This window comes from Aquabacterium sp. A7-Y (assembly GCF_026153205.1).
GTDB lineage: Bacteria > Pseudomonadota > Gammaproteobacteria > Burkholderiales > Burkholderiaceae_C > Caldimonas.
In genome coordinates this window covers 16,909-36,234 of the sequence record NZ_JAPFBW010000034.1, presented here as the reverse complement: position 1 = coordinate 36,234, position 19,326 = coordinate 16,909, and the positions used below count along the sequence as shown (strand labels likewise).

At 70.9% G+C, this 19,326-nt stretch carries 14 protein-coding genes; 10 read left to right on the top strand and 4 right to left on the bottom strand.

The genetic code is table 11. The features are described 5' to 3' along the window. Positions 1-302 precede the first annotated feature (302 nt). Together OOT46_RS24890 and OOT46_RS24885 are read left to right on the top strand one after the other, a co-directional pair. Positions 303-1,004, top strand: a complete 702-nt coding sequence (locus OOT46_RS24890; protein ID WP_265406327.1) for an NF038120 family PEP-CTERM protein — start codon at positions 303-305, stop codon at positions 1,002-1,004. A 19-nt stretch (positions 1,005-1,023) separates the two neighbouring features. Next, positions 1,024-4,044 (top strand): S8 family serine peptidase, encoded by a 3,021-nt coding sequence (locus tag OOT46_RS24885; protein WP_265406326.1) that lies wholly within the window; start codon positions 1,024-1,026, stop codon positions 4,042-4,044. A gap of 36 nt (positions 4,045-4,080) precedes the next feature. On the opposite strand, the gene OOT46_RS24880 is transcribed toward OOT46_RS24885, so the two are convergent. Then, complete coding sequence (locus OOT46_RS24880) at positions 4,081-4,518, bottom strand: hypothetical protein (RefSeq protein WP_265406325.1); 438 nt, start codon at positions 4,516-4,518, stop codon at positions 4,081-4,083. Between the two features lie 117 nt (positions 4,519-4,635). On the opposite strand from OOT46_RS24880, the gene OOT46_RS24875 reads away from it, so the two are divergent. From OOT46_RS24875 to OOT46_RS24850, 6 genes are all read left to right on the top strand, one after another. Beyond that, positions 4,636-4,926 carry an acylphosphatase gene (locus OOT46_RS24875; protein WP_265406324.1) on the top strand — a complete coding sequence of 97 codons (291 nt, stop codon included), beginning with the start codon at positions 4,636-4,638 and terminating at the stop codon, positions 4,924-4,926. Between the two features lie 107 nt (positions 4,927-5,033). Further along, the gene (locus OOT46_RS24870) at positions 5,034-5,579 is read left to right on the top strand and encodes a L,D-transpeptidase family protein (RefSeq protein WP_265406323.1); all 546 of its coding nucleotides are present in this window, start codon (positions 5,034-5,036) and stop codon (positions 5,577-5,579) included. A 132-nt stretch (positions 5,580-5,711) separates the two neighbouring features. After that, positions 5,712-6,509 carry a CerR family C-terminal domain-containing protein gene (locus OOT46_RS24865; RefSeq protein ID WP_265406322.1) on the top strand — a complete coding sequence of 266 codons (798 nt, stop codon included), beginning with the start codon at positions 5,712-5,714 and terminating at the stop codon, positions 6,507-6,509. Then, entirely contained in the window at positions 6,506-8,002 is a 1,497-nt protein-coding gene (locus OOT46_RS24860) for an efflux transporter outer membrane subunit (protein WP_265406321.1), read from the top strand. Before OOT46_RS24865 ends, OOT46_RS24860 begins: the two co-directional genes overlap by 4 nt. Before the next feature lie 7 nt (positions 8,003-8,009). Beyond that, positions 8,010-9,188 (top strand): efflux RND transporter periplasmic adaptor subunit, encoded by a 1,179-nt coding sequence (locus OOT46_RS24855; protein WP_265406320.1) that lies wholly within the window; start codon positions 8,010-8,012, stop codon positions 9,186-9,188. A gap of 26 nt (positions 9,189-9,214) precedes the next feature. Next, positions 9,215-12,328 carry an efflux RND transporter permease subunit gene (locus OOT46_RS24850; RefSeq protein ID WP_265406319.1) on the top strand — a complete coding sequence of 1,038 codons (3,114 nt, stop codon included), beginning with the start codon at positions 9,215-9,217 and terminating at the stop codon, positions 12,326-12,328. 440 nt (positions 12,329-12,768) lie between these two features. Here OOT46_RS24850 and OOT46_RS24845 read toward each other — a convergent pair whose 3' ends face one another. Then, complete coding sequence (locus tag OOT46_RS24845; RefSeq protein WP_265406318.1) at positions 12,769-13,998, bottom strand: CaiB/BaiF CoA transferase family protein; 1,230 nt, start codon at positions 13,996-13,998, stop codon at positions 12,769-12,771. Further along, positions 13,995-15,176 carry an acyl-CoA dehydrogenase gene (locus tag OOT46_RS24840; RefSeq protein WP_265406317.1) on the bottom strand — a complete coding sequence of 394 codons (1,182 nt, stop codon included), beginning with the start codon at positions 15,174-15,176 and terminating at the stop codon, positions 13,995-13,997. The genes OOT46_RS24845 and OOT46_RS24840 overlap by 4 nt, the downstream gene beginning before the upstream one ends. 162 nt (positions 15,177-15,338) lie before the next feature. Between OOT46_RS24840 and OOT46_RS24835 the strand changes: the two genes are divergently transcribed. Next, positions 15,339-16,262, top strand: a complete 924-nt coding sequence (locus tag OOT46_RS24835) for a LysR family transcriptional regulator (RefSeq protein ID WP_265406316.1) — start codon at positions 15,339-15,341, stop codon at positions 16,260-16,262. Between the two features lie 52 nt (positions 16,263-16,314). After that, positions 16,315-16,869: a transcription elongation factor GreB gene (gene greB / locus OOT46_RS24830; RefSeq protein ID WP_265406315.1), complete on the top strand. Its 555-nt coding sequence runs from the start codon at positions 16,315-16,317 to the stop codon at positions 16,867-16,869. Between the two features lie 15 nt (positions 16,870-16,884). On the opposite strand, the gene OOT46_RS24825 is transcribed toward greB, so the two are convergent. After that, positions 16,885-19,158 carry a RelA/SpoT family protein gene (locus OOT46_RS24825; protein WP_265406314.1) on the bottom strand — a complete coding sequence of 758 codons (2,274 nt, stop codon included), beginning with the start codon at positions 19,156-19,158 and terminating at the stop codon, positions 16,885-16,887. Positions 19,159-19,326: the final 168 nt, after the last annotated feature.

Genomic DNA, 19,326 nt, shown 5'->3' with positions numbered 1-19,326 from the left:
CGCACCGGCAGGCGGCTGGTCCGCCCCGGTACAGGGCGCGGCGCGCGCGCTGCGCCACGCTGGCACAAATGAAAAGGGGGCCTGCGCCCTCCAAACATCCCGTGCCGCTTGACCCGTCCCCCCTTTGTGAGCTCGCAGGACGAGCTGGGAGCGGCGTGCTCCACGCAGCGCGCCTCTGGCATCAATAGTGCTTGCCGAGCGCCCCGCAGTCTGTCGTACCCCCAACCCTTGCTTCCTCCCCGTGACGCCCGGCGACACGATGGGTGTCGTCCTGCGCGTGCGGTCTACTCAAAAGGTGATCCATGTCGAAGAAGCTTTCCAGCCGCAGCCTGGCGGCGCTGCTGGCCTTGTGCGCCTCGGCCCTCCTGCCGGCGCAGGCCGAGGTGCTCGATTTCGAAGCCGTGGCGCCCGGCCTGTATGCCGATGGCGAGGACTTCCAGCAGGACGGCTGGCGTTTCAGCGTGGGCGGCGACTTCGGCAGCATCGACAGCGCGGCCGGCTGTTTCATCGTGGTCTGCCCGAGCGGCAACGACACCCAGTTTTATGGCGGTTTCAACGACAGCCGGCTGGTGCTGGAGCGCAGTGACGGAGGGGCTTTCAGCCTGCTCGGATTCGACGCCGCGCTGGTGGCGCCCCTGAAGTTCGGCAGCGGCGTCGCTGGCGGCCAGCTGGTGCTGCAGGCCACCACCACCGCAGGCGCCCGCGTCTTCTCGTCCTGGGACCTGGGGCAGAGCGGAGCCGACGGCAGCTTCGCCTTCCAGAGTTTCGCGGGGGCGGCCCTCGGCGCCTTCGGCGCGGTGAGCTCGATCGACTTTTTCGCCTGCATCTATGGCGAAGGCGGCGCCTGCCTCAACCCGTCCGGCAACCTGGGCCAGTTCGCGCTCGACAACCTGTCGCTCGTGCCGGTGCCGGAGCCTGGGAGCGTGGTGCTGTTGGCGCTGGGTCTGGGCGGACTCGCGGGTTTCGGTCGTCGCGCGGGCGCCGGTGCCCGCAGCGCGGCCTGAACGCCGGGGAGGTGCTGTCATGAGATGGCTTCAGACCACCCTCGCGCTGGCACTCTCGGTCGCGGCCTGGCAGGCCGGCGCCCAGCAGGCCGCCCGCAAGCCCTATATCGTCCAGCTCGCCGATGCGCCGGCCGCGGCCTACAACGGCACGGTCGGCGGCCATGCCGCGACGCGTCCGGCGCCCGGTGCGCGTTTCGACATCCAGGCCACGGGCGTGCGCTCCTACCTCGATCACCTGGAGGCGCGGCGCCAGCAGGCGCTGTCGCTGGTGGCCGGCGCGCCCGTGCTGCACCGCTACAGCGTGGCCTTCAACGGCTTCTCGGCGCTGCTCAGCGATGCCGAGGTGCAGAAGCTCAAGGCCAGCAGGGTGGTTGTCGCCGTGACGGCCGACCTGCCGCGCAAGCCCGACACCAGCCGCACGCCGGTTTTCCTGGGCCTCGCGACGCCGGGCGGCCTGTGGTCGCAGACCGACGCCGCGGCCCGGCCGCTGCGCGGCGAGGACGTCATCATCGGCATCGTGGACACCGGCATCTGGCCCGAGAACCCGTCCTTCGCGGATGCGCCCGGAGGCGCTTGGGCCTACGGCCCGCCGCCGGCGCGCTGGCGCGGCAGCTGCCAGGCCGGGCCCGGCTTCACCCGCGCGTTCTGCAACGACAAGCTGATCGGTGCGCAGTTTTTCGACCTCTCCTTCCGTGCCACCGGCCTGGCGCTGCACTGGCGCGACTGGCCCTCGCCGCGTGACCAGGACGGGCACGGCAGCCATACGGCCTCGACGGCGGGCGGCAATGCCGGCGTCGATACGGTGATCAATGGCGTACCGGCCGGCAGCATCTCGGGCATGGCGCCGCGTGCCCGCATCGCGGCCTACAAGGCGTGCTGGGCGGTGGCCGATCCGGCCACCGGCGAGCCGGACATCAACTGCTGGACCGGCGACAGCGTCGCGGCCATCGACCAGGCGGTGGCCGACGGCGTGGATGTCATCAACTTCTCCATCAGCGGCACGCGCAGCAGCTTTCTCGACCCGGTCGAGGTGGCGTTCCTCAACGCCGCCGCGGCCGGTGTTTTCGTCGCGGCCTCGGCGGGCAACGACGGCCCTGCCAACACCGTGGCGCACATGAGCCCCTGGCTCACCACGGTGGCGGCCTCGACCCATGACCGGCTCTCGGTCGCCACGCTCACCCTGGGCAACGGCACGAGCTACCGGGGGCCCTCCTTGTCGCGCGGGCTGCCGAAGCGTGCGCTGGTCTTGTCCACCGCGGTGGCGCTCAAGCCGCCGTTCGATGACAGCAACACCGACGCGCGGCTGTGTTTCGCGGGCAGCCTGGACCCGGCCCGGGCGGCCGGGCGCATCGTGGTGTGCGACCGCGGCACCAATGCCCGGGTCGAGAAGAGCGAGGAGGTGCTGCGGGCCGGCGGCGCCGGCATGGTGCTGCTCAACCCGGCGTCCGGTGACCTGATCGACGACGCCCACTTCGTGCCCACGGTGCACCTGCCCGACAGCGTGCGCGATGCCGTGCGCAGCTACGCGGCGTCGGCCGGCGCGACGGCCTCGCTGAGCCACGCGGCGCAGGCGAGCGACGTCGTCGCGCCGGTGATGGCCGACTTTTCCTCGCGCGGCCCCAACCTGGCCAACGCCAACCTGCTCAAGCCCGACCTCACCGCGCCGGGTGTCAGCGTGCTGGCGGCCCATGCGTGGCAACCGGAAACCCAGGCCGAGCACGACGCGGTGGCTGCCGGCACACTCAAGCCGCCCGCGGCGGCGACCTTCCTGTCCGGCACCTCGATGTCCAGCCCGCATGTCGCCGGCATCGCCGCGCTGCTGAAACAGCGTCATCCCGGGTGGTCGCCGGCGGCCCTCAAGTCGGCCCTGCTCACCTCGACCGGCGGCGTGCGCCTGGCCGAAGGCAGCACCGATGCCGATGTCTGGGGATATGGGGCGGGCCACGTGAGACCGTCCGCCGCCGCCGCGACCACCCTGGTCTACGACGCGGGTCTGCCCGACTACCTGCGTTTCCTGTGCGGAATCGGTGCGCTGGCGCCCGATGCGCCGAGCTGCGCGACCCACGGGGCGGCGCCGCCCTACGATCTCAACCTGCCCTCGATCGCCGCCGAGGTGGTCGGCCGCGTCCGCGTGCGGCGCAGCGTCACCCACCTCGGGACCTCGCAGGCGAGCTATGTCGCGAGCGCCAGCCTGCCCGGCTTCAGCGTCCAGGTCGAGCCGGCGCGCCTGACGCTGCAGCCGGGGCAGAGCGCCAGCTTCTCGGTGTGGCTCTCGCGCAGCGGCGCGCCGCTGCGCGACTGGCGCTTCGGCGAGCTGGTCTGGAGCGACGGCGGCCAACCGGTGCGCAGCCCCATCGCGGCGCGCGCACTCGCGCTCAGCGTGCCCCGCCAGATCGAGGACACGCGACCGGCCGGCACCCAGGTCTTCACGGTAGGCAGCGGCTTCGCGGGCCGGCTGGCCGCGACGCCGATCGGGCTCGAGCCGGCGCGCCAGCAGCGCGGCAGCGTCGCGGCGGGCGGCAGCACCTGTTTCCCCGTGGTGGTGAACAGCGGCGCGCTGTATGCCCGCTTCGCGCTGTTCGACGAGGACACCAGCGGTGGCGGCAAGGACGACCTCGACCTGGAGGTCTACCTGAATGGCGCCTTGGTCGGGGCCAGCGCCGGTGCCACCGCGAGCGAGGAAGTGACCCTGGAGCGACCGGTGTCCGGCAGCTACAGCGCCTGCGTGCTGGGCTTCGCGCCGCAGGGCGGGCAGGCCGGGTTCACGCTGTCCGACTGGGTGCTGGTGCCGCGGGCGGCCGGGCAGGCCCCCGGTTCACTGCGCGCCGTATCGCCCTCGCGCGTCGAGCTGGGCGGCACGGCCTCGGTCGGGCTGGGCTGGTCGGTGGCCGCCGGCCGGCGTTACCTCGGTGCCGTGGTTTTCAGCGATGGCGCGGGCAGCGAGGTCGGCCAAAGCCTGGTGTTCGTTGACAGCCATGGCGCTGCGGCGGGCAGGGCCGTCGCCGCAGGCCGCAAGGCCGTCACGCCGTCAGGGCGGTAAGTCGAGCTCCCGCCCTGCGGCCGGCCTCGCGGGGCCTCAGCTGGCCGGCGCGGCGTCGCGCAGCACACATTGCCCGGCACGGCAGGCAGCGCCCGGGTCGGGCACGATGGAGCAGGTCGAGAGCATGCCGCCGCCGGCATGCTGCTCACGCCGGGCCTGGGCATAGGCCTGCGACAGGGCGGCGAGACGGTCGGCGTTGCTGCCGGCGCTGGAGTAGGGGATGTAGCGCTCGGGCCCGCCGCAGGCCTTGGCGCCGACGGGCAGCGTGTGGCATTGCGCGTCCGAAGTGCAGGCGGCGTTGGCGGTTTCGGCTTCGATCTCGCGCATCAGCGTCTGTGGCGACGAGGCGACAGCCGGGGGTGTCTGGGTGTCGGCCGCGGCCGGCGGCGTGGCACTGCTGCACGCGACAAGCAGGGTCAGCAGTGGGGCGCAGAGCACGAGGCGGCGCGGGAGAGTCAAGCTGTCAATGCTCATGTCGGGGTTCCTCCTGGGGGTGTGAAGACGGTTCTCATGGGTGCATGCTTGCGGCGGCCGGTGTCCCGCGTCAACGTATGTCCGCGCAGGGGCACCGGAATTCTTCATACTGCGGGCATGTCGCCCATTCCCTCCTCCTCTCCGGTGGCCGCCCGTTTTGTGGTGCGCGGCTTGGTCCAAGGTGTCGGCTTTCGAGCTGCCACCTGCCGCCAGGCCCAGCGCCTGGAACTTCGCGGCCTGGCCCGCAACCTGCCGGACGGCAGTGTCGAGGTGCTGGCCGAAGGTGCGCCCGACGCCGTCGAAGCACTCGCTGCCTGGCTGCAGCACGGCCCGCCCTCGGCTCAGGTCGAGGCGGTCAGCCGCTCGGAGGCGGCGGCCGGCGGCCGGTCCGGCTTCGAGGTGGCCTGAGTCGCTGGCCGGTGCAGCCTCAGGCCGCCGGCTCGAGCGGCTGTGTGACACTGGCGCCGGTGCGGGGCCGCGGCAGCGCCGCTGACCCGAGAGGGAGAGGAACAAGCATGCAAACACCTGATGCCCCGAGGCGGGGTGGCGCCCGTCCGTTGCCGGCTTGCAGCCGGCTGCGGGCCTTGTGGCTGGGGGCCCTGGCGGCACTGCCGGCGGGCGCGGCACCGCCGGCCGATCCGTGTCGCGGGCATGGTACCGTGCTGCTGGTGCGCACCGCGAGCCACGAGATGCGGCAGTGCGAGGACGGCAGAAGCCGTCGTACCTGGCGTGTCGCGCTGGGCTCGGGCGGCATCGACAAGCGCCGCGAAGGCGACGCGAAAACGCCGCTCGGCAGCTACCCGCTGGGCCGCCCCCGACCCTCTCAGCAGTTCGGCATCTTCATCCCGGTGGGCTACCCCACGCCCGAGCAGGCGCAGCGCGGCTACACCGGCAGCGCCATCGGCGTGCACGGGCCGGCGCGCGCGTGGCGGCATCTGGGCGCTCTCAACACGTCCACGGACTGGACCCTGGGTTGCATCGCGGTGGCCTCGGACGCGACCATCGAGGAGATCGCGCGCTGGGTGCGCGACAAGCAGGTGTCACGCGTGGTGCTGCTGTAAGGAACTGGCAGCGTCCAGCCCTCATGCCCGGCGTGATCCTGCACATGCAAAACGTTCGCTTGCAACTTGATCATTCAAGCGCTTGCTTGAGTTTTGCTAGACTGCCGCTCGACTTTGTTTTGCTCTCCCTCCATGCCCAGCACCCGCCGCAACACCGACCTCGCTGCCAACGCGCCTTTGCCGCCGCGCCGCACGCGCCCGGGAAGGACGCAGTCCGCGCCGCCTGACGGTGAGGTCGGGCGCCGTGGCGCTGCAGCCCGCCAGCGCCTGGTGGCCGAGGCCACGCGCATCTTTGCCGAGAAAGGTTACGCGCGTGCGTCGACGCGCGAGATCTGCCTCGCGGCCGGTGTCAACGTCGCGTCCATCCACTACTACTTCGGTGACAAGGAGGCGCTCTATCGTGTGGTGCTGCTGGAGCCCATCCAGGAGGTGATCGCGCGCCTGCCTCCGTTCGACGACGAAGCGCTTTCGCTCGAGGAGGCGATGCGGCGCATGCTCGGCGCCTTCCTGATGCCGCTCGCCGAGGACGGCACGATGCAGCATGTGGTGCGTATCCACCTGCGCGAGATGGTCGAGCCCACGTCCATGCTGCGCGACGTCATCGAGCAGTACGTGGTGCCGCATCACCAGGCCATGTTGCGGCTGCTGGCGCGCCACTGCGGCGCGACGCGCGTCGACGACGGCTTGCACCAGCTCGCCTTCGCCCTCACCGCCATCGTGCAGGACTACTGGCTGTCGCGCGACTGGATCGACATCCTCGCGCCCGGCATGCTGTCGCGGGCTGACGCGCTCGCCCGCGTGCTCGACCGGCTGGTCGGGCTGTCCTGCGCGATGGTCCGGCACGAAGCCGAGACCCGGCGTGGTGTTTCCCGGGGGCGCCGGCGCAGCGCTGCTGCCACCTCACGCCGGCCGCCGGCTTCCAAGTCATGAAGACCGACCCGCCTGCGTTTCGACGCCGCCCGCCGCGGCCTGCTGCCTGCCTCGCCGCAGTCGCCGTCCTGCTGGGCGCCTGCGTCTCGTCGCCGCCGGCCACCCCGCCCATGGAGACGGCGGCGCCGCAGTGGTCGGCCGCGCTGCCCCACGGCGGCCGCAGCGAGGCACTGAGCGACTGGTGGCGGCAGTTCGACGATCCGGAACTGGCCGCGCTGATCGATGCCGCGCAATCGGCCCACCCCAGCCTGACGCAGGCCGCGGCCCGCATCCGCCAGGCCCGGGCGCAGGCGCGTGCGGCCGGCGCGGCGAGCTGGCCGGCGCTTGATGCGCGTGCCGGCGTGACCCGCAGCAGCACCGAGCTGCCGCCCCAGCCCGGTGTGCAGACCAGCGGCAGCGCCAGCCTCGATGCCTTGTGGGAGATCGACCTGTTCGGTGTCACGCGCCATACGGCCGCTGCGGCCCGGGCGCGCGCGGCCGGCAGCGAAGCCGCCTGGCACGAAGCCCGCGTGAGCCTGGCCGCCGAGGTGGCCAATGTGTATGTCGCGCTGCGGGCCTGTGAAGCCGGCGTGGCGGTGCTGGAGCAGGACGCGCAGTCGCTGCGCGAGGCGGCCCGGCTCACGCGGCAGAAGGTGGAGGCAGGCTTCGAGGCGCCCGCCAACGGCTCGCTCGCCCAGGCCAGTGCCGCCGAGTCGGCCAGCCGGCTGGCAGCGCAGCAGGCCGACTGCGAGGTGCTGGTCAAGCAGCTGGTGGCGCTGACGGTGCTGCCCGAGCCGGCACTGCGCGAGCGGCTGGCGGCCGGGCGCGGGCGGCTTCCGACGCCGGCGCAGTTCGAGGTCGAGGCGGTGCCGGCGCGTGTGCTGCGGCAGCGCCCCGACCTGGCCGCGGCCGAGAGCGAGCTGGCCGCGGCCGCGTCCGAGGTCGGCGCGGCGCAGGCCGACCGCTACCCGCGCCTGAGCTTGAGCGGCTCGATCGGGCGTGCCGGTGTGCGTGTCGGCGGGGAGACCGTGGACGGTCGCACCTGGTCCATCGGGCCCTCGCTGGTGCTGCCGCTGTTCGATGCCGGGCGGCGCGGCGCGGCGGTCGATGCGGCGCGCGGCCGCTATGACGAAGCCGTGGCGGCCTGGCAGGAGCGGGCGCTGTCGGCTGTGCGCGAGGTCGAGGAAGCGCTGGTGCGGCTGGACGCCGCGCAACGCCGCGAGGCCGATGCGGCGCAGGCGGCGCAGGGTTATGCCGAATTCCTGCGCGCCGCGCAGACCCAGTACCGCGTCGGCACCGGCAGCCTGCTCGACCTGGAGCAGGCGCGCCGGCAGGCGCTCGCCGCCGATGCGGCGCTGATCCAGGTGAAGCGCGAGCGCGTGGCGGCCTGGCTGGCGCTCTACAAGGCGGTGGGCGGCGGCTGGCAGCGTGCAGAAGCCGAGCAGGCCGGTGCCGCCGCCGCGACGGTTTCCGCATCCGCATCCGCGCCGCCGCAGGCGCCCGCTACCCGCTGAAGCACCCATGAAGATCAACAAGTCGAAGATCCGGCCGCTGCTTGTCGTCGCGGTCATCGCGCTGGGAGGCGGGCTCGCCATGTGGTACGTCGCTTCGCGCGGCAATGCGTCGGCGCCGGCGGAAGCCGCGAGCCGGCCGGACGCTGCGGCCTCCGCGGCCGGCGCCAAGGCAGCGCTGAGCGTGCGTGTGGTCACCCCCTCGCGCGCCGAGTGGGCCCAGACGCTGGCCGCCAATGGCAGCATCGCGGCCTGGGAAGAGGCGGTCATCGGTGCCGAGACGGCCGGACTGCGGCTCACCGAGGTCCAGGTCAACGTCGGCGACCGGGTGCGGCGCGGCCAGCTGCTGGCCCGCCTGTCCAGCGACACCGTGCAGGCCGCGCTGGGCCAGACCCGGGCCGCGCTGGCCGAAGCCCAGGCCACGCTGGCGGAAGCACGCGCCAATGCAGAGCGGGCCCGCCAGCTGCAGACCAGCGGCGCCATCAGCGAGCAGCAGATCAACCAGTACCTGACCGCCGAGCAGACCGCACGCGCCCGGCTGGAGGCCCAGCGGGCCGCCCTCAGGGCCGAGGAGCTGCGACTGAGCCAGACCCGCATCGTCGCCCCTGACGACGGCGTCATCTCGGCGCGCCAGGCGGCGGTCGGCTCGATCGCTCAACCGGGACAGGAGCTGTTCCGCCTGATCCGGCGCGGGCGGCTGGAGTGGCGCGCCGAGGTCACCGAGGCCGAGCTCGCACGGCTGCGGCCGGGGCTGGCCGCCACCCTGCTGATGCCCGATGGCACCGGCGTGAAGGGCAGCGTGCGCATGGTCGCGCCCACCATCGATCCGCAGACGCGCTACGGCCTGGTGTATGTCGATCTGCCGGCCGATCCGCGCGTGCGGGCCGGCATGTTCGCCCGCGGCGAGTTCGAGTTCGGCCGCAGCACGGCGCTGAGCCTGCCGCAGTCGGCGGTGCTGCTGCGCGACGGTTTCCAGTACGTGCTGCGGGTCCAGCCCGATGCACGCGTGGCGCTCACCAAGGTCAGCACCGGCCGGCGGACGGGGGATCGCATCGAGGTGCTGGCCGGCCTGTCCCCCGACGTGCGGGTGGTCGCCAGCGGCGGCGCCTTTCTTTCAGACGGCGATCTGGTGCGTGTGGTCGGGGAGCCGACGGCTGCCGCACCCGCTGCCGCGGCCGCTTCGCGCTGAGCCGCCGCGCAAGAAGGAGCCCCGACATGGCGACGTTCAATGTGTCCTCCTGGTCGATCCGCAACCCGATTCCGTCCATCCTGCTGTTTCTGCTGCTGACCATCGCGGGGCTGATGTCCTTCAACGCGATGAAGATCCAGAACTTTCCCGACATCGACCTCCCGACCATCACGGTGGCGGCTCAGCTGCCCGGCGCGAGTCCCGCGCAGATGGAGACCGAGGTGGCGCGCAAGATCGAGAACTCGGTCGCCGCGGTGCAGGGGGTCAAGCACATCTACACCAAGGTCCAGGATGGGCTGGCAGCGGTGACGGTCGAGTTCCGCCTCGAGAAAACCACGCAGGAGGCGCTGGACGACGTGCGTGACGCGGTCGCGCGCATCCGCGCCGACCTGCCGGGCGACCTGCGCGACCCTTCCATCACCAAGATGGACCTCTCGGGCCTGCCCATCCTGACCTACACGGTGGCCTCCTCGCGCATGGACGACGAGGCGCTGTCCTGGTTTGTCGACAACAACGTCGCCAAGGCCCTGATGAGCGTGCGCGGCGTCGGCGCGGTCGGTCGGGTCGGCGGCGTTACGCGGGAGGTGAGGGTGGAGCTGGATCCGGCCCGCCTGCTGGCGCTCAATGCCACGGCGGCCGACATCTCGCGCCAGCTGCGCGAGATCCAGCAGGAGGCGGCCGGCGGGCGCGCCGACGTGGGCGGCACGGAGCAATCGGTGCGGACCATCGCGACCGTGCGCTCGGCCGAGGAGCTGGCCCGCATGGAGATCGCCCTGAGCGACGGGCGTCGGGTGCGCCTGGACCAGCTTGCGCGCGTCGAGGACACGGTGGCGGAGCGGCGCTCGGCGGCGCTGCTCAACGGCCAGCCGGTGGTGGGTTTCGAAATCACGCGCAGCCGCGGTGCCGGCGAGGTGGATGTGGCCGAGGGCGTCAAGGTGGCGCTCGATCGGCTGAAGGCCGACCATCCGGAAATCACGATCACCGAAGCCTTTAACTTCGTCGACCCGGTGGTCGAGAACTACGACGGCTCGCTCAAGCTGCTGTACGAGGGTGCGGCGCTCGCGGTGGTGGTGGTCTGGCTGTTCCTGCGCAACGGCCGCGCGACCTTCGTCGCGGCCACCGCGCTGCCGCTGTCCATCATCCCGGCCTTCGCCGGCATGCACCTGCTGGGTTTCACGATCAACGTCGTCACCTTGCTGAGCCTGTCGCTGGTGGTGGGGATCCTGGTCGACGACGCGATCGTCGAGATCGAGAACATCATGCGCCACCTGCGCATGGGCAAAACGCCGTACCAGGCTGCGATGGAGGCGGCCGACGAGATCGGCCTGGCGGTGATCGCCACCACCTTCACCCTGATCGCGGTGTTCCTGCCCACCGCCTTCATGAGCGGCGTGCCGGGCAAGTTTTTCGTGCAGTTCGGCTGGACCGCGGCGATCTCGGTGTTCGCCTCGCTGGTGGTGGCGCGCATGCTGACACCCATGATGGCGGCCTATCTGCTCAAGCCCGACCTGCACGAGGAGCGCGAGGGCCGCGTCATGCGCACCTACATGAAGTGGGCCGCCTGGTGCCTGCGCCACCGGGTGCTGACGACGCTGGCGACGGTGGTGTTTTTCGTCGGCTCGGTCATGCTGACGGGCTTCCTGCCGACCGGCTTCATCCCGCCCGACGACCTCTCGCAGACCCAGGTCAACCTCTCGCTGCCGCCCGGCAGCACCTTGCAGCAGTCGGTGGCGCTGGCCGAGCGCGCGCGCGAACTGGTGCAGGCCAATCCGCACGTGAAGATGGTCTACACCGCGGTGGGGGGCGGCAGCGCCGGCGGCGACCCCTTCATGCCGGCCGGCGCCGACGAGCCGCGCAAGGCGACGCTGACCCTGAACCTGACCCATCGCGACGACCGCCCCGGCCTCAGCAAGCAGGCGATCGAGGCCGAGTTGCGCCGGGCCCTGGAGACGCTGCCGGGGGCGCGCATCAAAGTGGGTTTGGGCGGCTCCAACGAGAAGTACGTGCTGGTGCTGGCCGGCGAGGACGGCGAGGCGCTGGCCGCGCACGCCCGCCAGGTGGAGCGCGAGCTGCGCAGCATCCCCGGCATCGGCAACGTCAATTCCACCTCCAGCCTGGTGCGCCCCGAACTGATCGTGCGGCCCGACTTCGCCAAGGCGGCGGACCTGGGTGTCACCTCGGCGGCCATTGCCGACACCCTGCGTATCGCCACTGCCGGCGACTACGACCAGGGGCTGGCCAAGCTCAACCTCTCGCAGCGCCAGGTGCCGGTGGTGGTGAAGCTGCGGGCCGACGCGCGCGCGGACCTCGAGCTGCTGTCGCGGCTGGCGGTGCCCGGCGCACGCGGGCCGGTGATGCTGGGCCAGGTCGCGACCCTGGAGATCGCCAGCGGGCCGGCCGAAATCGACCGCTACGACCGCCTGCGCAACATCAACTTCGAGATCGAGCTGAACGAGCAGCCGCTCGGCGAGGTCGAGAAGCAGGCGCTGGCGCTGCCCAGCCTGCGCAACCTGCCGCCCGGTGTGATCCAGACCTCGGTCGGCGACGCCGAGGCGATGGCCGAGCTGTTCAGCAGCTTCCTGATGGCGATGGCCGCCGGGGTGCTGTGCATCTACATCGTGCTGGTGCTGCTGTTCAAGGACTTCGTGCAGCCGGTGACCATCCTGGCCGCGCTGGTCCTGTCGGTACCGGGTGCCTTTTTGGCGCTGTTCCTGACCCGCACGGCGGTGTCCATGCCCTCGATGATCGGCATGATCATGCTGATGGGCATCGCGACGAAAAACTCCATCCTGCTGGTGGAATACGCCATCGTCGCTCGGCGCGACCGCGGCCTGACGCGCTGGGACGCGCTACTCGACGCCTGTCACAAGCGCGCCCGGCCCATCGTGATGACGACGGTGGCGATGGGCGCCGGCATGCTGCCTATCGCCCTGGGCATCGGCGTGGACCCGAGCTTCCGCGCGCCGATGGCGGTGGTGGTGATCGGCGGCCTGATCACCTCGACCTTCCTCAGCCTGCTGGTGATCCCGGTGTTTTTCACCTATGTGGACGACCTGGTGCTGTGGACCCGGCGCCACTTGCCGCACCACCACCCTCACGAGCCGCAGGGCAAGCCGGCCCTGCAGCAGCCACCCGGCTGAGCGGGCGCGGCGTGTAGGACGGGTCCGACAGGCTGTCCGCCGGTGTCCGACAGTCGTCGGCCCGGCAGAGGCCTAATGTGGAGATGCATCGCGCCGTGCCGGTGTGAGTTTCCACTGAAGGACAGCCACGGCGAGCGACTGTTTCGATGGTCACCGCTCTCGCGAGGCGCCGCACTCTCGTTGATCTTCCGGCCCTCATCCAGAGCAAGAGCAGGCCTTCGAGGCACAGGTCCTCGTCAGCCAGCGTGCTTCAGGCTCGCCGCATGGAAAGGATGGTTTCGCTGGCCGTTGCAGGGTCGTATGAACGAGACGAGCAGATGCAGCGCTCTCGCCCGTCATCACCCAAGGCACACAGGAGACCCGCGGAACGCAAGGTGCGTCACCGCCGGCGCGATGTCTCCCCGCCGCCCCTGAGCCCGCTGCCCGGGGACGGGCGTCTCTCAGACCACTCCTTTGCTGCGCAGCTCGGCGATCCGGGCCGCGTCGCAGCCCAACAGCGAACTGAGCACCTCCTCCGTGTCCTGCCCGAGATCGGGCGGCGCACGGCGCAGCTGCGGCGGCGTCTCGGACAGCCGCAGCGGGCTCGCTACACCGGCAACACGGCCGAAACGCGGGTGCGGCAGCTCGGCCTGCAGCCCGCGCGCCCGGACCTGCGGGTCGGCAAAGGCCTGGGCGATGTCGTTGATCGGGCCGCAGGGCACCGCGCGGTCCTCGAGCAGGGCGACCCATTCGGCCGTGCTGCGGGTGCGCGTGATCTCGGCGATGTTCGCCACCAGCTCCTCGCGGTGCGCGACGCGCTGCGTGTTGGTCGCGTAGCGGGGGTCGGCCGACCACTGCGGCACGCCGGCCGCCGCGCAGAAGCGGGCGAACTGGCCGTCGTTGCCGACCGCCAGCAGCATGCTGCCGTCGCGGGTCGGGAAGTCCTGGTAGGGCACGATGCTCGGGTGGCTGTTGCCCTGGCGCTGCGGCACGCTGCCGGTATTCAGCCAGGCCGAGGCCTGGTTGGCCAGCATCGCCATGCCGACATCGAGCAGCGCCATGTCGATGTGCTGGCCGCGGCCGCTGCTGTGACGCGCCTCCACGGCGGCCAGGATGGCGGTCGCGGCGTAGACGCCGGTGAACAGGTCGGTCACGGCGACGCCCACCCGCATCGGGCCGCCGCCCGGTGCGGCGTCGGGATGCCCGGTGATGCTCATCATGCCGCTGGAGGCCTGGATCAAGAGGTCGTAGCCGGCCCGCGGGGCATAGGGGCCGGTCTGGCCGAAGCCGGTGATGGAGCAGTAGATCAGCCGCGGGTTGATCTTGCTGAGGCTGTCGTAGTCCAGTCCGTAGCGCGCCAGGCCGCCGACCTTGAAGTTCTCGATCAGCACATCGCTCCTGGCGGCCAGCTCGCGCACCAGGGCCTGGCCCTCGGGATGCGCGATGTCGATCGTGACCGACTGCTTGTTGCGGTTGGCGCAGGTGTAGTAGCTGGCCTGCTCGGTGACCCGGCCCTCGCTGTCGCGCAGGAAGGGCGGGCCCCAGTGGCGGGTGTCGTCGCCTTCGCCGGGCCGCTCGACCTTGATCACCTGGGCGCCCAGGTCGCCCAGGATCTGGCCGCACCAGGGGCCTGCCAGCACCCGCGAAAGGTCGAGAACCCGAAGGTGCCCCAACGCGCTCGGCGAACTCATGCGCTGAAGGCCTGGATGCCGGTCTGTGCCCGACCCAGGATCAGCGCATGCACGTCGTGCGTACCTTCGTAGGTGTTGACCACCTCCAGGTTGACCACATGGCGGATCACGCCGTACTCGTCGCTGATGCCGTTGCCGCCATGCATGTCGCGGGCCACGCGGGCGATGTCGAGTGCCTTGCCGCAGGAGTTGCGCTTCATGATGGAGGTGATCTCGGGCGCCGCCGTGCCTTCGTCCTTCATGCGCCCCAGGCGCAGGCAGCCCTGCAGGCCCAGCACGATCTCGGTCTGCATGTCGGCGAGCTTCTTCTGCACCAGCTGGTTGGCGGCCAGCGGGCGGCCGAACTGCTTGCGGTCCAGCGTGTACTGGCGCGCCGCGTGCCAGCAGAACTCGGCCGCGCCCAGCGCGCCCCAGGCGATGCCGTAGCGGGCGCTGTTCAGGCAGGTGAACGGACCCTTCAGGCCTTCCACGTTCGGCAGCTCGTTCTCGGCCGGCACGAACACCTCGTCCATCACGATCTCGCCGGTGATGGAGGTGCGCAGGCCCACCTTGCCGTGGATGGCCGGAGCGCTCAGGCCCTGCATGCCCTTGTCCAGGATGTAGCCGCGGATGCGGCCGGCGTCGTTCTTGGCCCAGACCACGAACACGTCGGCGATCGGGCTGTTGGTGATCCACATCTTGCTGCCGCTCAGGCGGAAGCCGCCCGGCACGCTGCGGGCGCGGGTCTCCATGCTGCCGGGGTCGGAGCCGTGGTTGGGCTCGGTCAGGCCGAAGCAGCCAATCCATTCGCCGCTGGCGAGCTTGGGCAGGTATTTGCGCTTCTGTGCCTCGGAGCCGAACTCGTTGATCGGCACCATCACCAGCGAGGACTGCACGCTCATCATCGAACGGTAGCCCGAGTCGACCCGCTCCACCTCGCGGGCGATCAGGCCGTAGCTGACGTAGTTGAGGCCGGCGCCGCCGTATTCGGTCGGGATGGTGGCGCCCAGCAGGCCCAGCTCGCCCATCTCGCGGAAGATCGCCGGGTCGGTCTTTTCGTGGCGGAAGCTCTCCAGCACGCGCGGCATCAGCCGGTCCTGGCAGTAGGCGCGGGCGGCGTCGCGCACCATGCGCTCGTCCTCGCTGAGTTGCTGATCGAGCAGCAGGGGGTCGTCCCACTGGAAGCTGGCTTGGGCCATGGAGGTCTCCTCAAAGATCACGTCGAGGGCCATGTTAGGCCGCCGCCGGCGCCCAGGCAAACGAGGAATTCGCAAAGCCTTGTGCAAAAATGGAACTCCGAGGCGATGCCGGTGAATGAAAAGCCAGTGCTTTACGTGGCTTCGAGATGAAGGTTCTGCACAATGAAACGCAAGATCCCCAGCACCTCGGCGCTCGTCTGCTTCGAGGCCGCGGCTCGCCACGAGAGCTTCACGAAGGCCGCCGACGAGCTGGCGCTGACGCAGAGCGCGGTGTGCCGCCAGATCGCGTCGCTGGAAAGCTATCTCGGCGTGCCGCTGTTTCGCCGCACCCGGCGCGGCGTGGTGCTGACCGAGGCCGGTGCGACCTACAGCCGTCGCATCGGCCAGCGCCTGGACGCGGTGGAACGCGACACGCTGGCACTGATGGCCCACCCGGGCCTGGCCGGCACGCTGGACCTCGCGGTCGTGCCGACCTTCGCGACCCGCTGGCTGGTGCCCCGGCTGCCCGGACTGGCGAAGCAGCAGCCGGATCTGGTGCTCAACCTGGAAACGCGCACCCGGCCCTTCCTGTTTGCCGACAGCGATTTCGACGCGGCCCTGTATGCCGGCACGCCGGAGCAGGTCGGCAACTGGCCGGGCACCGAGGCAGTGGCGCTGCTGCGCGAGGACCTGGTGCCGGTCTGCAGCCCGGCGCTGATCGCCCCGGGCCGGGCGCTGGCTCCTGCCGAGGTGGCGGCGTTTCCGCTCCTGCAGCAGAGTACCCGGCCCTATGGCTGGCGGCGCTGGTTCGCGGCCCAGGGGGTGCAGCACCCGCGCGATAGCGCCGGGCCGCGCTACGAGCTGTTCTCTATGCTCGCCGCGGCCGCCTCGCACGGCCTGGGCATGGCGCTGATGCCACCGCTGCTGATCGAGAGCGAGCTGGCGCGCGGCGAACTCGTGGTCGCCTGCGACCGGCCGCAGCGAGGTGAGCGTTTCTATTACTTCGTCACGCCCGAGCGCAAGGCCGGCGACCCGCTGGTGACGCGCTTGCGCGACTGGATCGTCGCCGAGGCGGCAGCCTCTGCCGCGGCGGCCGGCTCGGCATAATCGTTCTCCGGGGCCGGTGTGCACGCCGGCCCGCCCTTCGAGACCCTCAGAGATGAGCAAGGCTTTCACGAAAGAGACCGAGTCCGACGACGAAAACGACGACGTCGGCCTGCCGCCGCTGCCTGCCGGCGGGAAAAACTACATCACGCCCGCCGGCTACCGCCGGCTGCGCGAGGAGCTGATGTCGCTGATCGACGTCGAGCGGCCCAAGGTGGTCGAGGTGGTGTCCTGGGCGGCCAAAAACGGCGACCGCTCGGAAAACGGCGACTACCTCTACGGCAAGAAGCGCCTGCGCGAGATCGACCGGCGCATTCGCTTCTTGACCAAGCGCCTGGACATCGCCGAGGTGGCCGACCCCTCGCTGCACCACGGCAACGACCAGGTGTTTTTCGGTGCCACGGTGACCTATGCCAACGCCCGCGGTGAGGAACGGACGATCACGATCAAGGGCATCGACGAGGCCGACAACCTGGCCGGCGAGGTCAGCTGGATCTCGCCCATCGCCCGCGCGCTGCTGAAGGCGCGCGAGGGCGACGAGGTGCAACTGATGACGCCGGGCGGCGTCGAGAAGATCGAGGTGCTGGAGGTGCGCTACCCGCCACCCTGAGGGATCGCGGCGGCGTCAGCTGGGCTTGATGCGCGCCGCGCGCAGTACCAGCGGCGAGCGCTTGAGGGTGCGCAGCACGTCGGCCAGGTGCACGCGGTCGCGCACCGCCAGCAGCAGCTTGAGGTCGATGCTGGCCTGGCCCGGGTCGTGGCCCATGTCGATGTGGGTGATATCGGCCTCGGCCTCGCTGACCGCCTGGGCGACCTTGGCCAGCACACCCTTGCCGTTCTGCACCAGCACCGAGACGGCGCTGTCGAACATGCGCTGGGGCTCCTCGGACCATTCGACCGCGATCCAGCGTTCGCTGTCGCGCTGGAACAGCCGCTTGCCGACCTGGCATTCGGAGGTGTGCACCACCAGCCCCTCGCCGCGCCCCAGGTAGCCGACGATGGAGTCGCCCGGGATGGGGCGGCAGCAGGTCGCCATCTGCACCGTCGCGCCTTCGCTGCCGTCCAGGGTCACCATGGCCTGGGTCGGCATGTTGTCGTCGGTGAGGTAGCGGCTCATCGACAGCGTCAGTGCATCGGGCCGGGCGCCCGCTTCGGCCATCAGCTTGGCCAGCCGCTTGGCGACGATGGTCGCGATCTTCTTGCCCAGGCCGATGTCGATCAGCAGCTCGCGTTTGCCGCGGTTGCCGCTCCAGCGCACCAGTCCCTGCCAGAGCGCCGCGTCGTGCCCGTCGGGCGAACTCTCGTCGCCCGTCGGCATGTGCAGGCCCTCGGCCCGCATCGCCTGGGCCAGCAGCTTCTCGCCCAGCTCGATGGACTCCTCCTGGCGCATGTTTTTCAGGTAGTGCCGGATCTTCGAGCGGGCCCGCCCGGTGCGCACGAAGTTCAGCCAGGCCGGGTTGGGGCGCGAGACCGGCGCGGTGATGACCTCCACCACGTCGCCGCTGCGCAGCTCGGTGCGCAGCGCCACCTGCTCGCCGTTGACCTTCGCCGCCACCGTGTGGTCGCCGACGTCGGAGTGGATCGCGTAGGCGAAGTCGACCGGGGTCGCCCCGCGCGGCAGCGCGAGGATCTTGGACATGGGCGTGAAGACGTAGACGGCGTCGGGGAACAGGTCGACCTTGACGTGCTCGAGGAATTCGGCCGCGTCGCGGGTTTCGTCCTGGATGTCGATCAGCGACTGCAGCGACACCGTGCCGACGCGCTGCGCCTCGGTCACGCTGCCGCTGTCGCTGGCCTTGTAGAGCCAGTGCGCCGCGATGCCCTTCTCGGCCACCAGGTGCATGGAGTCGGTGCGCAACTGGAACTCGACCGCCGTGCCCAGCGGGCTCACCAGGGTGGTGTGCAGCGACTGGTAGCCGTTGGCCTTGGGGATCGCGATGTAGTCCTTGAAGCGGCCCGGCATCGGTTTGTACAGCTGATGCAGCACGCCCAGCGCCAGGTAACACTGGGGCAGGGTGGATACCACGATGCGAAATCCGAAGATGTCGTTCACCTGGGCAAAGCTCAGGTGTTTTTCGCGCATCTTGTTGTAGATCGAATACAGCGTCTTCTCGCGGCCGAAGATCTGCACCTCGAGCTTGGCGTCGCCGAAGGCGCGCTCGACGTCGCCGCGGATGCGTTCGACGATGTCACGCCGGTGGCCGCGGGCCTTCTGCACGGCTTTTGTCAGGGCCGCGAAGCGCCACGGCAGCAGGTACTGGAACGACAGCTCCTGCAGCTCGCGGTAGATCTGGTTCAGCCCCAGCCGGTGGGCGATGGGCGCGTAGATGTCCAGCGTCTCGCGGGCGATGCGGCTGCGCTTGGCCGTCGGCATGGCCTCCATCGTGCGCATGTTGTGCAGCCGGTCGGCCAGCTTGATCAGCACCACCCGCACGTCGCGCGCCATCGCGAGCAGCATCTTGCGGAAGGATTCGGCCTGCGACTCCTCCCGGGTGGAGAACTGCAGCTTGTCGAGCTTGGTGAGGCCGTCGACCAGTTCGGCCGTCGGTGCACCGAATTTCTCGATCAGCTCGATCTTGGTCGCGCCGCTGTCCTCCATCACGTCGTGCATCAGCGCGGCCATGATCGCCTGGGCGTCCAGCTTCCACTCGGCGCACAGGCCGGCGACGGCGATCGGATGGGTGATATAGGGTTCGCCGCTGGCGCGGAACTGCCCCAGGTGGGCCTCGTCCGCATAGCGGTAGGCCTCGCGCACCCGCTTGATGTCGGCGGGGTCGAGGTAGTCGAGGCGGTGGGTCAGGGCCGCGAAGGACGCCGCGGCCGCATCGATGTGCGCGCCGTGCGGCGCGGGGTCGGGCGCGGCGTGTTTGCTGGCTTTGGTGACGGCGTGGGCAACCATGGGGCGACTGTAGCGCGGATTGCAAGCCCTCAGAGGCGCTGCGTCCGCAGGCCGACGGGCGGCGGGCCGCCCGGGGCGCGGCGCGGCCGGCGCCAGGAACGACAACGCCCGACCGGGGTCGGGCGCGCGCGGACCGGGGACACCCGGCCTTTCATCTCACTGGCGGCT